We start from the raw sequence: 14,819 nt of genomic DNA on the forward strand, positions 1-14,819 counted from the left end.
GGTCAGTCCTGCGCCTCGGCCAGCAGCTTCTGGATCCGGGAGACGCCCTCCACCAGGTCCTCGTCGCCCAGCGCGTAGGACAGCCGCAGATAGCCCGGGGTGCCGAAGGCCTCACCGGGGACGACCGCGACCTCGGCCTCCTCCAGGATCAGCGCGGCCAGCTCCACCGAGGTGGCCGGGCGCTTGCCCCGGAAGTCCTTGCCGAGCAGGCCCTTGACCGAGGGGTAGGCGTAGAAGGCGCCCTCGGGCTCCGGGCAGATCACGCCGTCGATCTCGTTCAGCATGCGCACGATGGTGCGGCGGCGGCGGTCGAAGGCGGTCTTCATCTCCTCCACCGCCTTCAGGTCGCCGGAGACGGCGGCCAGCGCGGCGGCCTGGGCGACATTGCTCACATTGGAGGTGGCGTGCGACTGCAGGTTGGTCGCCGCCTTCACCACATCCTGGGGGCCGATGATCCAGCCCACCCGCCAGCCGGTCATGGCGTAGGTCTTGGCCACCCCGTTGACCACGATGCACTTGTTCCGCAGCTCGGGCACCAGCACCGGCAGCGAGTGGAACTCGGCGTCCCCGTAGACCAGGTGCTCGTAGATCTCGTCGGTGAGCACCCACAGCCCGTGCTCGGCGGCCCAGCGGCCGATCTCCTCGATCTGCTCACGGCTGTAGACGGCGCCGGTGGGGTTGGACGGCGAGACGAACAGCAGCACCTTGGTGTGCGCGGTGCGGGCGGCCTCCAGCTGCTCGACCGAGACCCGGTAGCCGGTGGTCTCGTCGGCGGTGACCTCGACCGGGATGCCGCCGGCCAGCCGGATCGACTCGGGGTAGGTGGTCCAGTAGGGGGCCGGGACGATGACCTCGTCACCCGGGTCCAGGATGGCGGCGAAGGCCTCGTAGATGGCCTGCTTGCCGCCGTTGGTGACCAGCACCTGGGAGGCGTCCACCTGGTAGCCGGAGTCACGCAGCGTCTTGGCGGCGATGGCGGCCTTCAGCTCGGGCAGGCCGCCGGCCGGGGTGTAGCGGTGGTACTTGGGGTCGCGGCAGGCCTCGACGGCGGCCTCCACGATGTAGCCGGGGGTGGGGAAGTCCGGCTCACCGGCGCCGAAGCCGATGACCGGGCGTCCGGCGGCCTTGAGGGCCTTGGCCTTGGCGTCCACGGCGAGGGTCGCGGACTCGGAGATCGACCCGATGCGGGCGGAGACCCGGCGGTCGGTGGGGGGCTGGACGGCGGGGAACGGAGGAGTGGCATCGGTCATACGCAAATGGTCCCAGACAGGGGAGCGGGAGGGCATCCGAGATCGTGCCGGAGAAGGCTCCGGCACAAGCTGTTCGACGACGGCCCGCGAACCACGTACACTCATGCGTCGTTGGCCCCTTCCAGGCGGCTCCGCCCCAAGCACTCCGTGCGTCCGGGCGGATGCGGTACGTTGGGGGAACCACAAAGGGTCGTAGCTCAATTGGTAGAGCACTGGTCTCCAAAACCAGCGGTTGGGGGTTCAAGTCCCTTCGGCCCTGCTACACGCATCGTCACCAGGGTGCGTGCGCGCGTACGTACTGATGCACCGCCGTGCGGCTCAACCGGGCGCGGCACGGCCACGACCCGGATTCAGGTGAGGACGTAGTGACGGAAGCCCTTGGCTCCACCGCGACGCCTGAGAGCGGTCGTCCCGAGGACGAGGTGGCCGTCAAAAAGGGCCGCCGTGGCGGCAAGCGCGGCAAGAAGGGCCCGCTGGGCCGTCTCGCGCTGTTCTACCGCCAGGTTGTGGCGGAGCTCCGCAAGGTCGTCTGGCCCACTCGCAGCCAGCTTTCGACGTACACCACTGTGGTGATCGTCTTTGTTGTCATCGTCATCGGTCTGGTGACCGTGATTGACTATGGGTTCAACGAGGCCGTCAAGTACGTCTTCGGCTGACGCTGAATCCGCGCGCAAGACGGCCTCTGTTCGGGGACTCCCCGGAGAGAGCCGTCTCTTCGCACGTTCCACCCACATTGAAGCCAGGAAGAAGCAGCCACGTGTCTGACCCGAACCTGAACGACGCCGCCGAGCCCGTCGAGGCAGCGGAGGCCGGCGTGGACGCTCCGGCTCCCTCGGAGGAGATCGGCGAAGACACCGAGACCCAGATCGTCGAGAACGCCGACGGCGCCGACGAGCTGGACGCCGAGGAGGCCGCCGCCGGTCAGCCGGCCGAGGAGGCCGCGCTGCACGTCGAGGAAGACGCCGAGGACGCCGAAGCCGCTGCGGCCGAGGACGCCGAGGAGACCGACGTCGCGGTGGCCGAGGAGCCCGTCGACCCGGTGGCCCAGCTCCGCGAGGAGCTGCGCGGCCTGCCCGGTGAGTGGTACGTCATCCACACCTACGCCGGTTACGAGAACCGCGTGAAGACCAACCTGGAGCAGCGCGCCGTCTCGCTGAACGTCGAGGACTACATCTTCCAGGCCGAGGTGCCGCAGGAAGAGGTCGTCCAGATCAAGAACGGCGACCGCCGCACCGTCCGCCAGAACAAGCTGCCCGGCTATGTCCTGGTGCGCATGGACCTGACGAACGAGTCCTGGGGCGTGGTCCGCAACACCCCGGGTGTCACCGGCTTCGTGGGCAACGCCTACGACCCGTACCCGCTGACCCTGGACGAGATCGTCAAGATGCTGGCCCCCGAGGCCGAGGCCAAGGCCGCCAAGGAGGCCGCCGAGGCCGAGGGCCGCCCGGCGCCCAGCCGCAAGGTCGAGGTCCAGGTGCTGGACTTCGAGGTGGGCGACTCGGTCACCGTCACCGACGGTCCGTTCGCGACCCTGCAGGCGACGATCAACGAGATCAACGCCGACTCCAAGAAGGTCAAGGGCCTGGTGGAGATCTTCGGTCGCGAGACCCCGGTCGAGCTGAGCTTCGACCAGATCCAGAAGAACTGACACTGATGTCCGAGAGGCCAGACCCACCGGGTCTGGCCTCTCGGTTTTTGGTCCGGCCGCGGTACCCGTTATCGTGGTGCGGTATGCCTGTGAGCAGTGTGTCGCAGGCAGAAAACTCTCACTAGGACCCGGAGAGAGCAATGCCTCCCAAGAAGAAGAAGGTCACGGGGCTTATCAAGCTCCAGATCAAGGCCGGTGCCGCTAACCCGGCTCCGCCGGTCGGCCCCGCGCTGGGTCAGCACGGCGTCAACATCATGGAGTTCTGCAAGGCCTACAACGCCGCGACCGAGTCGCAGCGTGGCATGGTCGTGCCGGTGGAGATCACGGTCTACGAGGACCGTTCCTTCACCTTTGTCACCAAGACTCCGCCGGCCGCCAAGCTGATCCTCCAGGCCGCGGGTGTGGAGAAGGGCTCCGGCGAGCCGCACAAGACCAAGGTCGCCAAGATCACCGAGGCGCAGGTCCGCGAGATCGCCACCACCAAGATGCCCGACCTCAACGCCAACGACCTGGACGCCGCCGCGAAGATCATCGCCGGCACCGCCCGTTCCATGGGCGTCACGGTCGAGGGCTGATCCCCAGCCGACTCAGGCACCCCCGTGGAAGGGCCAGCGCTGGCCCGTACCACGACTCCATAGACACTGAGGAGTTTCAGTGAAGCGCAGCAAGACTCTTCGCAACGCGGACGCGAAGATCGACCGGGAGCGTCTGTACGCCCCGCTCGAGGCCGTCCGTCTGGCGAAGGAGACCTCCAGCACCAAGTTCGACGGCACCGTCGAGGTTGCCCTGCGTCTGGGCGTCGACCCGCGCAAGGCCGACCAGATGGTCCGCGGCACCGTGAACCTTCCGCACGGCACCGGTAAGACCGCCCGGGTCCTGGTCTTCGCGACCGGTGACCGTGCCGAGGCCGCGCGTGCCGCCGGCGCCGACATCGTCGGTGCCGACGAGCTGATCGACGAGGTCGCCAAGGGCCGTCTGGACTTCGACTCCGTCGTCGCCACCCCGGACCTGATGGGCAAGGTCGGCCGCCTGGGCCGCGTGCTCGGTCCCCGTGGTCTGATGCCGAACCCGAAGACCGGCACCGTGACTCCGGACGTGGCCAAGGCCGTTACGGAGATCAAGGGCGGCAAGATCGAGTTCCGCGTCGACAAGCACTCGAACCTGCACTTCATCATCGGCAAGGTCTCCTTCGACGAGACCAAGCTGGTGGAGAACTACGGCGCCGCGCTGGAGGAGATCCTCCGTCTGAAGCCGTCCGCCGCCAAGGGCCGCTACGTCAAGAAGGCGACCTTCACCACCACCATGGGCCCCGGCATCCTGGTGGACCCCAACCGCACCCGCAACCTGCTGGTTGAGGACGAGACCGTCTGACCGACGCCTCGTAAGCAGTGCCTGTGAGCGGGCCCCGCACCTTTCCGGTGCGGGGCCCGCTCTCGTTGCGGTGCCCCCGGATGCGCTACGTTCCTAGCCCGGGCCCGAAGAGATTTTCGGGCTATGAACTTTCTAGGGGGCTGGAAATGACGGGGAAGAGCCTTCGGAGCGTCTGTGCGCTCGCCGCGGCGGCGTTCGCCCTGACCTCGGTGGCCGCCTGTGGCGGGGGCAAGAGCGACAAGAGCGACAAGAAAGACAGCGGCAAGGCGTCCAGCAGCGCCTCCTCGGACAACCAGGGCCAGTCGCCGGTCACCCAGGCGATCAGCGCCCTGCGCAAGGCGGTCACCGCCACCAACGGTGCCCATTCGGCCAATGTCGAGGGCACCACCACCATGGCCGCCACCGGCACCATGAATATGAAGGGCGCCCTGGACTGGGCCGCCGGGGTGCAGGGCGATGTCACCATCAGCGGTGGCCAGGGCGCCATGGCCGCGCTGGCGAACGGTCCCGGCGGGATGCACGCCCGCTATCTGCGCGACGCCTACTACGTCAACCTCGGCGAGGCCTCCCCGCAGACGGCGGCCCAGCTGGGCGGCAAGCACTGGATCAAGTACGACTACGACTGGATGGCCAAGAAGCTGGGCCCCTCGGGTGCGTACCTCAAGGACCAGATGCAGAACAACAACCCCACCCGCTCCATGGAGCTGATCATCAACTCCGGGGATGTCCGGCAGGTCGGCACCGAGACGGTACGCAACGTCAAGGCCACCCACTACTCCGGCACCGTGGACGTCTCCAAGATGGCCGAAAAGCAGTCCTCGCTCAGCAAGGACCAGCTGGACCAGCTCAAGCGCCAGATGGAGCAGGCCGGCGCCACCACCGAGCAGGTCGACCTCTGGGTGTCCGATGACAACCTGCTGGTGAAGAAGGTGGAGAAGGCCAACGGCGGCTCCGGCACCACCGAGTCCACGGTCTACTACTCGGACTACGGCACCAAGGTCTCCGCCGAGGCCCCGGCGGCCGATGACACGGTGGACGCCGCCACCCTGCCCGGTATGGGCTGACCGCCACCACCGACCCGATTTGCCTGACCGCGGGCCGCTCGCGTACCGTATGCGGGAAGCCAAAGACCGCTGGTTGTTTCCGTGTGCGTCAGTGCACTCGGAAGCCGAAGGATCCGCTAGCTGCGGACGGCCCGCGCAGGTGAATCGAGGATGGACTCCCGGGCTGTTGCCTGGTCGAGTTACGCCCCGTGCGCCTGCGCCGGGGCGTTTGCTTTGCCCAGCCCCTTCTGCGCGGTCCTCATCACCCGGAAGGAGGCCGAGGCTCATGGCGAAGACCGAGAAGGTCTCGGCTGTGGCGGAGATCGCGGACGAGTTCCGCAGCTCCAACGCCGCAGTCGTGACCGCGTACACCGGTCTTACCGTTGCGCAGCTCAAGCAGCTGCGCCGTTCGCTCGGTGACAACGCTCAGTACCGTGTGGTGAAGAACACGCTGACCAAGATCGCGGCCAATGAGGCTGGGATCGTCGCGCTGGACGAGCACCTGAGTGGCTCGACGGCTGTCGCCTTCGTGACCGGTGACCCGGTCGAGGCGGCGAAGGGTCTTCGTGACTTCGCCAAGGAGAACCCCGCTCTCGTCATCAAGGGCGGTGTCCTTGACGGCAAGGCGCTGTCCGCCGACGAGATCAAGAAGCTTGCGGACCTCGAGTCCCGCGAGGTTCTGCTCAGCAAGCTGGCCGGTGCCATGAAGGGCAAGCAGTCCCAGGCTGCCTCGCTCTTCCAGGCGCTGCCGACGAAGCTCGTCCGCACCGCGGACGCGCTGCGCGCCAAGCTCGCCGAGCAGGGCGGTGCCGAGTAATTCGGCTCGCACATTGATCGCTGCCCATATGCGGCGGTGATCGCAGCGGGCCAGTACAGCCCGCCGACATGTACATCCCGGCACCAGCCGACTTAGTGGAAGGACCGCCATCATGGCGAAGCTCACCCAGGACGAGCTGCTCGCGCAGTTCGAGGAGATGACCCTCATCGAGCTGGCGGCGTTCGTCTCCGCCTTCGAGGAGAAGTTCGACGTCACCGCCGCCGCTGCCGCGCCGGTCGTCGTTGCCGGTGCCGCCGGTGGCGCCGCTGCCGCCGAGGTCGAGGAGAAGGACGAGTTCGACGTCATCCTCACCGGCGCCGGCGACAAGAAGATCCAGGTCATCAAGGTCGTGCGCGAGCTGACCTCCCTGGGCCTGAAGGAGGCCAAGGACCTCGTCGACGGCACCCCGAAGCCGGTCCTCGAGAAGGTCGCCAAGGACGCCGCCGAGAAGGCCGCCGAGGCCCTCAAGGGCGCCGGCGCCTCCGTCGAGGTCAAGTAACACCTCTGCGAGTCGTCAGACTCCTTCCCCGCAAGGGGAAACCAAGCCAAGGGCGATCACCCATGCGGGTGGTCGCCCTTGGGCGTTCCCGGGACGGCTGCGCGGGACTGTCGGCGGGGGCGAGTATGGTGATCATCGTTGTCCTGTCGCGGGGGCCCGCAGCGGGCGTCACAGCCGCTCCAGCGGCAGGTCGGACGGCACCCCGGCGAGGCGGCCCAAGGTCGTCCGGGGACCTGAGGGCCTTGACGAACGGCACGCGCCGCGCAATTCTCAGGACGCGGTGACTCCCGCAGAGTCGCTCGATCCACTGTCCGAGGCATGGATCGACGGCGAGGAGGGAAGTATCGTCTTGCGCTTGTCGGCGTGAGGCTTGCGCCGGGCGGAGGCCCGGCGGACACCACACGGCACGGGCGCGTTGGACGGCGAGGACAACAGGATCCCGGAGGGAGAGATTGGTATCGCACCGGTCTCGGGACATCCGCTCTGGACATCAGTGGGCCAAGTGGCTACACTGACCCTTTGCGCTGCCTGTTAGCTGCTCCCTGCCCGTCACCAGGGGCATGCCCACCGCCGAGCAATGCTGATGGAAACCCGCTGACCTGGGAATTTCCAGCCGTATGCACGAGGTGGGGCCGGTACGCGCGTAGTGAGTCCGAGCCCTCGGAAGGACCCCCTCTTGGCCGCCTCGCGCAACGCCTCGACCGCCAATACGAACAACGGCGCCAGCACTGCCCCGCTGCGCATCTCTTTTGCGAAGATCAAGGAGCCCCTCGAGGTTCCGAACCTCCTTGCGCTGCAGACCGAGAGCTTCGACTGGCTGCTCGGCAACGCGGCCTGGAAGGCTCGCGTCGAGGCTGCGCTGGACCGTGGTGAGGACGTCCCCACGAAGTCCGGTCTGGAAGAGATCTTCGAGGAGATCTCTCCGATCGAGGACTTCTCCGGGTCGATGTCGCTGACTTTCCGCGATCACCGTTTCGAGCCCCCGAAGAACTCCATCGACGAGTGCAAGGAGCGCGACTTCACGTACGCGGCCCCGCTCTTCGTCACGGCCGAGTTCACCAACAACGAGACCGGTGAGATCAAGTCCCAGACGGTCTTCATGGGCGACTTCCCGCTCATGACGCCCAAGGGCACCTTCTGCATCAACGGCACCGAGCGTGTCGTGGTCTCGCAGCTGGTCCGTTCCCCCGGTGTCTACTTCGACTCCTCCATCGACAAGACGTCCGACAAGGACATCTTCACCGCCAAGATCATCCCGTCCCGGGGTGCCTGGCTGGAGATGGAGGTCGACAAGCGCGACATGGTCGGTGTCCGCATCGACCGCAAGCGCAAGCAGTCCGTCACCGTCCTGCTCAAGGCGCTCGGCTGGACCACCGAGCAGATCCTCGAGGAGTTCGGCGAGTACGAGTCCATGCGCGCCACCCTGGAGAAGGACCACACCCAGGGCCAGGACGACGCGCTGCTGGACATCTACCGCAAGCTGCGCCCGGGCGAGCCGCCGACCCGTGAGGCCGCGCAGACGCTGCTGGAGAACCTCTACTTCAACCCCAAGCGCTACGACCTGGCCAAGGTCGGCCGCTACAAGGTCAACAAGAAGCTGGGTGCGGACGCTCCGCTCGACGCCGGTGTGCTGACCGTCGACGACGTGATCGCGACCATCAAGTACCTGGTGAAGCTGCACGCCGGTGAGGTCGAGACCGTCGGTGAGAACGGCTCGCAGATCGTCGTCGAGACCGACGACATCGACCACTTCGGCAACCGTCGTCTGCGCAACGTCGGCGAGCTCATCCAGAACCAGGTCCGCACCGGTCTGGCTCGTATGGAGCGCGTTGTCCGCGAGCGGATGACCACCCAGGACGTCGAGGCGATCACGCCGCAGACCCTGATCAACATCCGGCCGGTCGTCGCCTCCATCAAGGAGTTCTTCGGCACCAGCCAGCTGTCCCAGTTCATGGACCAGACCAACCCCCTCTCGGGTCTGACCCACAAGCGCCGTCTGTCGGCGCTGGGTCCGGGTGGTCTCTCCCGTGAGCGGGCCGGCTTCGAGGTCCGAGACGTCCACCCGTCGCACTACGGCCGTATGTGCCCGATTGAGACGCCGGAAGGCCCGAACATCGGTCTGATCGGCTCGCTCGCCTCCTACGGCCGGGTCAACGCCTTCGGCTTTGTCGAGACCCCGTACCGCAAGGTCATCGACGGCCAGGTCACCGACGAGGTCAACTACCTGACCGCCGATGAGGAAGACCGCTTCGTCATCGCGCAGGCCAACGCGCCGCTGACCGACGACCTGCGGTACGCCGAGAGCCGCGTCCTGGTCCGCCGCCGTGGCGGCGAGATCGACTACGTCGCCCCGGACGAGGTCGACTACATGGACGTCTCGCCGCGCCAGATGGTGTCGGTCGCGACCGCCATGATTCCGTTCCTCGAGCACGACGACGCCAACCGCGCGCTCATGGGATCGAACATGATGCGCCAGGCCGTTCCGCTGATCAAGGCGGAGGCGCCGCTGGTCGGCACCGGCATGGAGTACCGCTGCGCGGTCGACGCCGGCGACGTCATCAAGGCCGAGAAGGACGGTGTCGTCCAGGAGGTCTCCGCCGACTACGTGACGGTGGCCAACGACGACGGCACCTACAACACCTACCGGGTCGCCAAGTTCTCCCGCTCCAACCAGGGCACCTCCTTCAACCAGAAGGTGGTCGTGGACGAGGGCGCCCGCGTGGTGTCCGGCCAGGTGCTGGCCGACGGTCCGTCCACGGACGAGGGCGAGATGGCCCTCGGCAAGAACCTGCTCGTGGCGTTCATGCCGTGGGAGGGCCACAACTACGAGGACGCGATCATCCTGTCGCAGCGCCTCGTGCAGGACGACGTCCTCTCCTCGATCCACATCGAGGAGCACGAGGTCGACGCCCGGGACACCAAGCTGGGCCCCGAGGAGATCACCCGGGACATCCCGAACGTCTCCGAGGAGGTCCTGGCCGACCTCGACGAGCGCGGCATCATCCGCATCGGTGCCGAGGTCGTGGCCGGCGACATCCTGGTCGGCAAGGTCACCCCGAAGGGTGAGACCGAGCTGACCCCGGAGGAGCGCCTGCTCCGCGCGATCTTCGGTGAGAAGGCCCGTGAGGTCCGTGACACCTCGCTGAAGGTCCCGCACGGTGAGATCGGCAAGGTCATCGGCGTCCGCGTCTTCGACCGCGAAGAGGGCGACGAGCTCCCGCCGGGCGTCAACCAGCTGGTCCGCGTCTACGTGGCCCAGAAGCGCAAGATCACCGATGGTGACAAGCTCGCCGGCCGCCACGGCAACAAGGGTGTTATCTCCAAGATCCTTCCGGTCGAGGACATGCCCTTCCTGGAGGACGGCACCCCGGTCGACATCATCCTCAACCCGCTCGGTGTCCCGTCCCGAATGAACCCGGGACAGGTCCTTGAGATCCACCTCGGCTGGCTGGCCAGCCGTGGCTGGAAGGTCGAGGGCGACGAAGAGTGGATGAAGCGTCTGCAGCGCATCGGCGCCGACGACGTCGCACCGGGCACCAACGTCGCGACCCCGGTCTTCGACGGTGCCCGTGAGGACGAGATCGCCGGTCTGTTCGAGTCCACCATCCCCAACCGTGACGGCGAGCGCATGGTGCTTCCGTCCGGTAAGGCCCGGATGTTCGACGGCCGCTCCGGCGAGCCGTTCCCGGACCCGATCTCGGTCGGGTACATGTACATCCTCAAGCTGCACCACCTGGTCGACGACAAGCTGCACGCCCGGTCGACCGGCCCGTACTCCATGATCACCCAGCAGCCGCTGGGTGGTAAGGCTCAGTTCGGTGGCCAGCGCTTCGGTGAGATGGAGGTGTGGGCGCTGGAGGCTTATGGCGCCGCGTACGCCCTCCAGGAGCTGCTGACCATCAAGTCCGACGACGTCACCGGCCGAGTGAAGGTCTACGAGGCGATCGTCAAGGGCGAGAACATCCCCGAGCCCGGCATCCCCGAGTCCTTCAAGGTGCTCATCAAGGAGATGCAGTCTCTGTGCCTCAACGTGGAGGTGCTGTCCTCGGACGGCATGTCCATCGAGATGCGCGACACCGACGAGGACGTCTTCCGCGCTGCGGAGGAGCTCGGTATCGACCTGTCCCGGCGCGAGCCGAGCAGCGTCGAAGAGGTCTGACGGGTCTGGTGGGGGGCTTCCCCCGGAAGCCCCCCACCGTCCTCGGACCCCCAGACCACTGATGTAGAGCCCATATCCCGCTCACGGGCGGGAGGGCACGAACCCTGAAAGAGGGATTGACGACAAAGTGCTCGACGTCAACTTCTTCGACGAGCTGCGGATCGGCCTGGCGACCGCGGACGACATCCGAACCTGGTCCCACGGCGAGGTCAAGAAGCCGGAGACCATCAACTACCGCACCCTGAAGCCGGAAAAGGACGGGCTCTTCTGCGAGAAGATCTTCGGCCCCACCCGGGACTGGGAGTGCTACTGCGGCAAGTACAAGCGTGTCCGCTTCAAGGGCATCATCTGTGAGCGCTGTGGCGTCGAGGTCACCCGCGCCAAGGTGCGCCGTGAGCGGATGGGCCACATCGAGCTCGCCGCCCCCGTCACCCACATCTGGTACTTCAAGGGCGTTCCGTCCCGCCTGGGCTACCTGCTGGACCTGGCCCCGAAGGACCTGGAGAAGGTCATCTACTTCGCGGCGTACATGATCACGTACGTCGACGAGGAGCGCCGCACGCGTGACCTGCCCTCGCTGGAGGCCCATGTCTCCGTCGAGCGCCAGCAGATCGAGCAGCGCCGGGACGCCGACCTGGAGGCCCGCGCCAAGAAGCTCGAGACCGACCTGGCCGAGCTGGAGGCCGAGGGCGCCAAGGCCGATGTGCGCCGCAAGGTGCGCGAGGGTGCCGAGCGTGAGATGAAGCAGCTGCGCGACCGTGCGCAGCGCGAGATCGACCGCCTGGACGAGGTCTGGAGCCGCTTCAAGAACCTCAAGGTCCAGGACCTCGAGGGCGACGAGCTGCTCTACCGCGAGCTGCGCGACCGCTTCGGCACCTACTTCTCGGGTGCGATGGGCGCCGCGGCGCTGCAGAAGCGCCTGGAGTCCTTCGACCTGGACGAGGAGGCCGAGCGCCTCCGCGAGATCATCCGGACCGGCAAGGGCCAGAAGAAGACCCGTGCGCTCAAGCGCCTCAAGGTCGTCTCCGCCTTCCTGCAGACCCGCAACAGCCCCAGCGGCATGGTGCTGGACTGCATCCCGGTGATCCCGCCGGACCTGCGTCCGATGGTGCAGCTGGACGGTGGCCGCTTCGCGACCTCCGACCTGAACGACCTGTACCGCCGCGTCATCAACCGCAACAACCGCCTCAAGCGTCTCCTTGACCTCGGTGCCCCCGAGATCATCGTGAACAACGAGAAGCGCATGCTTCAGGAGGCCGTGGACGCGCTCTTCGACAACGGCCGTCGTGGCCGCCCGGTGACGGGCCCCGGCAACCGTCCGCTGAAGTCGCTGTCCGACATGCTCAAGGGCAAGCAGGGTCGCTTCCGTCAGAACCTGCTCGGCAAGCGAGTCGACTACTCGGCGCGTTCCGTCATCGTCGTCGGCCCGCAGCTCAAGCTGCACCAGTGTGGTCTGCCCAAGGCCATGGCGCTGGAGCTGTTCAAGCCCTTCGTGATGAAGCGCCTGGTGGACCTGAACCACGCGCAGAACATCAAGTCGGCCAAGCGCATGGTCGAGCGCGGCCGCACCGTGGTGTACGACGTCCTCGAAGAGGTCATCGCCGAGCACCCGGTGCTGCTGAACCGTGCGCCCACGCTGCACCGCCTCGGCATCCAGGCCTTCGAGCCGCAGCTGGTCGAGGGCAAGGCCATCCAGATCCACCCGCTCGTCTGCACCGCGTTCAACGCGGACTTCGACGGTGACCAGATGGCCGTCCACCTGCCGCTCTCCGCGGAGGCGCAGGCCGAGGCCCGCATCCTGATGCTGTCCTCGAACAACATCCTCAAGCCGGCCGACGGCCGTCCGGTCACCATGCCGACCCAGGACATGGTGCTGGGCCTGTTCTTCCTCACCACCGATGAGGAGGAGCGCGAGGTCCGCGGTGAGGGCCGGGCCTTCGGTTCGGTCGCCGAGGCGATCATGGCGTTCGACGCCCGGGAGCTCTCGCTCCAGGCGAAGATCGACATCCGCTTCCCGATCGGCACCGTTCCCCCGCGCGGCTGGGTTCCCCCGGTCGCCGAGGAGGGCGAGCCGGAGTGGCAGCAGGGCGACAGCTTCCGCCTGCGCACCACCCTGGGTCGTGCGCTCTTCAATGAGCTGCTGCCCGAGGACTACCCGTTCGTCGACTACTCGGTGGGCAAGAAGCAGCTCTCCGAGATCGTCAACGACCTGGCCGAGCGCTACCCCAAGGTCATCGTGGCGGCGACGCTCGACAACCTGAAGGCGTCCGGCTTCTACTGGGCGACCCGTTCCGGTGTCACCGTGGCCGTCTCCGACATCGTCGTTCCCGAGGCGAAGCGGGAGATCGTCAAGGGCTACGAGGCCCAGGACGAGAAGGTCCAGAAGCAGTACGAGCGCGGTCTGATCACCAAGGACGAGCGCACGCAGGAACTGATCGCGATCTGGACCAAGGCGACCAACGAGGTTGCCGAGGCGATGAACGCGAACTTCCCCAAGACGAACCCCATCTTCATGATGGTTGACTCGGGTGCCCGAGGAAACATGATGCAGATGCGGCAGATCGCCGGTATGCGTGGTCTGGTGTCGAACGCGAAGAACGAGACCATCCCGCGACCCATTAAGGCGTCGTTCCGTGAGGGTCTGTCCGTGCTGGAGTACTTCATCTCCACCCACGGTGCCCGTAAGGGTCTCGCGGACACCGCCCTCCGTACCGCCGACTCGGGTTACCTGACCCGTCGTCTGGTGGACGTCTCCCAGGACGTGATCATCCGCGAAGAGGACTGTGGCACCGACCGCGGCCTCAAGCTGGCGATCGCGGCCAAGGACGAGAACGGCGTCCTGCGCAAGGCCGAGGATGTCGAGACCAGCGTCTACGCCCGCATGCTGGCGGAGGACGTGGTCGTCGACGGCAAGGTCATCGCGCCGGCCAATGTCGACCTCGGCGACGTGCTCATCGACCAGCTGGTCGCGCACGGCGTGGAGACGGTCAAGACCCGCTCGGTCCTCACCTGTGAGTCCGCGGTCGGCACCTGTGCCTTCTGCTACGGCCGCTCGCTGGCGACCGGCAAGCTGGTGGACATCGGTGAGGCGGTCGGCATCATCGCCGCCCAGTCCATCGGTGAGCCCGGTACCCAGCTGACGATGCGTACCTTCCACACCGGTGGTGTGGCCGGTGACGACATCACCCAGGGTCTGCCCCGTGTCGTCGAGCTCTTCGAGGCCCGTACCCCGAAGGGTGTCGCCCCGATCTCCGAGGCCGCCGGCCGCGTGCGGATCGAGGAGACCGAGAAGACCAAGAAGATCGTCGTCACCCCGGACGACGGCTCCGACGAGACCGCCTTCGCGATCTCCAAGCGTGCCCGTCTGCTGGTCGGCGAGGGCGACCACGTCGAGGTGGGCCAGAAGCTCACCGTGGGTGCCACCAACCCGCACGACGTGCTGCGCATTCTGGGCCAGCGTGCCGTCCAGGTCCACCTGGTCGGCGAGGTCCAGAAGGTCTACAACTCGCAGGGTGTGTCGATCCACGACAAGCACATCGAGATCATCATCCGGCAGATGCTGCGCCGGGTGACGATCATCGAGTCCGGCGACGCGGAGCTGCTGCCGGGCGAGCTGGTGGAGCGTTCGCGCTTCGAGTCCGAGAACCGTCGGGTTGTGACGGAGGGTGGCCACCCGGCCTCCGGCCGTCCGCAGCTGATGGGTATCACCAAGGCCTCGCTGGCGACGGAGTCCTGGCTGTCGGCCGCCTCCTTCCAGGAGACGACCCGAGTCCTGACGGATGCGGCGATCAACGCCAAGTCCGACAGCCTCATCGGCCTCAAGGAGAACGTCATCATCGGTAAGCTCATCCCGGCCGGTACGGGTCTGTCCCGCTACCGCAACATCCGGGTGGAGCCCACCGAGGAGGCCAAGGCCGCGATGTACTCGGCCGTCGGCTACGACGACATCGACTACTCGCCCTTCGGGACGGGTTCGGGTCAGGCGGTTCCGCTGGAGGACTACGACTACGGTCCGTACAACCAGTAAGTCGC

10 protein-coding genes and 1 tRNA gene are annotated in these 14,819 nt (G+C 66.9%); 10 read left to right on the forward strand and 1 reads right to left on the reverse strand.

Features of this window, described 5'->3' with window-relative positions:
- Positions 1-2: 2 nt before the first annotated feature.
- Complete coding sequence (locus ACIHFE_RS11825) at positions 3-1,355, reverse strand: pyridoxal phosphate-dependent aminotransferase (protein WP_400105706.1); 1,353 nt, start codon at positions 1,353-1,355, stop codon at positions 3-5.
- A gap of 81 nt (positions 1,356-1,436) precedes the next feature.
- Here ACIHFE_RS11825 and ACIHFE_RS11830 point away from each other — a divergent pair.
- From ACIHFE_RS11830 to ACIHFE_RS11875, 10 genes are all read left to right on the forward strand, one after another.
- Positions 1,437-1,509 (forward strand) — tRNA-Trp (locus ACIHFE_RS11830).
- Between the two features lie 106 nt (positions 1,510-1,615).
- Entirely contained in the window at positions 1,616-1,906 is a 291-nt protein-coding gene (gene secE, locus ACIHFE_RS11835) for a preprotein translocase subunit SecE (protein WP_400105707.1), read from the forward strand.
- Positions 1,907-2,007: 101 nt separating this feature from the next.
- Positions 2,008-2,898 (forward strand): transcription termination/antitermination protein NusG, encoded by an 891-nt coding sequence (gene nusG, locus ACIHFE_RS11840; RefSeq protein ID WP_400105708.1) that lies wholly within the window; start codon positions 2,008-2,010, stop codon positions 2,896-2,898.
- A 140-nt stretch (positions 2,899-3,038) separates the two neighbouring features.
- Positions 3,039-3,473, forward strand: coding sequence for a 50S ribosomal protein L11 (gene rplK / locus ACIHFE_RS11845; protein WP_400105709.1), 435 nt, complete (start codon positions 3,039-3,041; stop codon positions 3,471-3,473).
- 79 nt (positions 3,474-3,552) lie between these two features.
- The gene (rplA, locus tag ACIHFE_RS11850) at positions 3,553-4,269 is read left to right on the forward strand and encodes a 50S ribosomal protein L1 (RefSeq protein ID WP_400105710.1); all 717 of its coding nucleotides are present in this window, start codon (positions 3,553-3,555) and stop codon (positions 4,267-4,269) included.
- Positions 4,270-4,415: 146 nt separating this feature from the next.
- Complete coding sequence (locus tag ACIHFE_RS11855; RefSeq protein ID WP_400105711.1) at positions 4,416-5,333, forward strand: hypothetical protein; 918 nt, start codon at positions 4,416-4,418, stop codon at positions 5,331-5,333.
- A gap of 265 nt (positions 5,334-5,598) precedes the next feature.
- Entirely contained in the window at positions 5,599-6,129 is a 531-nt protein-coding gene (gene rplJ / locus ACIHFE_RS11860) for a 50S ribosomal protein L10 (protein WP_400105712.1), read from the forward strand.
- 112 nt (positions 6,130-6,241) lie between these two features.
- Positions 6,242-6,628, forward strand: coding sequence for a 50S ribosomal protein L7/L12 (rplL, locus tag ACIHFE_RS11865; RefSeq protein ID WP_400105713.1), 387 nt, complete (start codon positions 6,242-6,244; stop codon positions 6,626-6,628).
- A 676-nt stretch (positions 6,629-7,304) separates the two neighbouring features.
- A complete protein-coding gene (rpoB, locus tag ACIHFE_RS11870) occupies positions 7,305-10,787 on the forward strand; it encodes a DNA-directed RNA polymerase subunit beta (RefSeq protein WP_400105714.1) in 3,483 nt (1,160 codons plus the stop codon).
- Positions 10,788-10,914: 127 nt separating this feature from the next.
- Entirely contained in the window at positions 10,915-14,814 is a 3,900-nt protein-coding gene (locus tag ACIHFE_RS11875; RefSeq protein ID WP_400105715.1) for a DNA-directed RNA polymerase subunit beta', read from the forward strand.
- Positions 14,815-14,819: the final 5 nt, after the last annotated feature.

The organism is Streptomyces sp. NPDC052396 (assembly GCF_044593195.1).
Classification (GTDB): Bacteria; Actinomycetota; Actinomycetes; order Streptomycetales; family Streptomycetaceae; genus Streptomyces.

What these genes read in the sequence shown, in the direction of transcription:
- ACIHFE_RS11855 (WP_400105711.1), top strand. Translation starts at nt 4,416, where the DNA reads ATGACGGGGAAGAGCCTTCGGAGCGTCTGTGCGCTCGCCGCGGCGGCG.
- rplK (WP_400105709.1), top strand. Translation starts at nt 3,039, where the DNA reads ATGCCTCCCAAGAAGAAGAAGGTCACGGGGCTTATCAAGCTCCAGATC.
- ACIHFE_RS11825 (WP_400105706.1), bottom strand. Translation starts at nt 1,355, where the DNA reads ATGAGTGTACGTGGTTCGCGGGCCGTCGTCGAACAGCTTGTGCCGGAG.
- rplJ (WP_400105712.1), top strand. Translation starts at nt 5,599, where the DNA reads ATGGCGAAGACCGAGAAGGTCTCGGCTGTGGCGGAGATCGCGGACGAG.
- rplL (WP_400105713.1), top strand. Translation starts at nt 6,242, where the DNA reads ATGGCGAAGCTCACCCAGGACGAGCTGCTCGCGCAGTTCGAGGAGATG.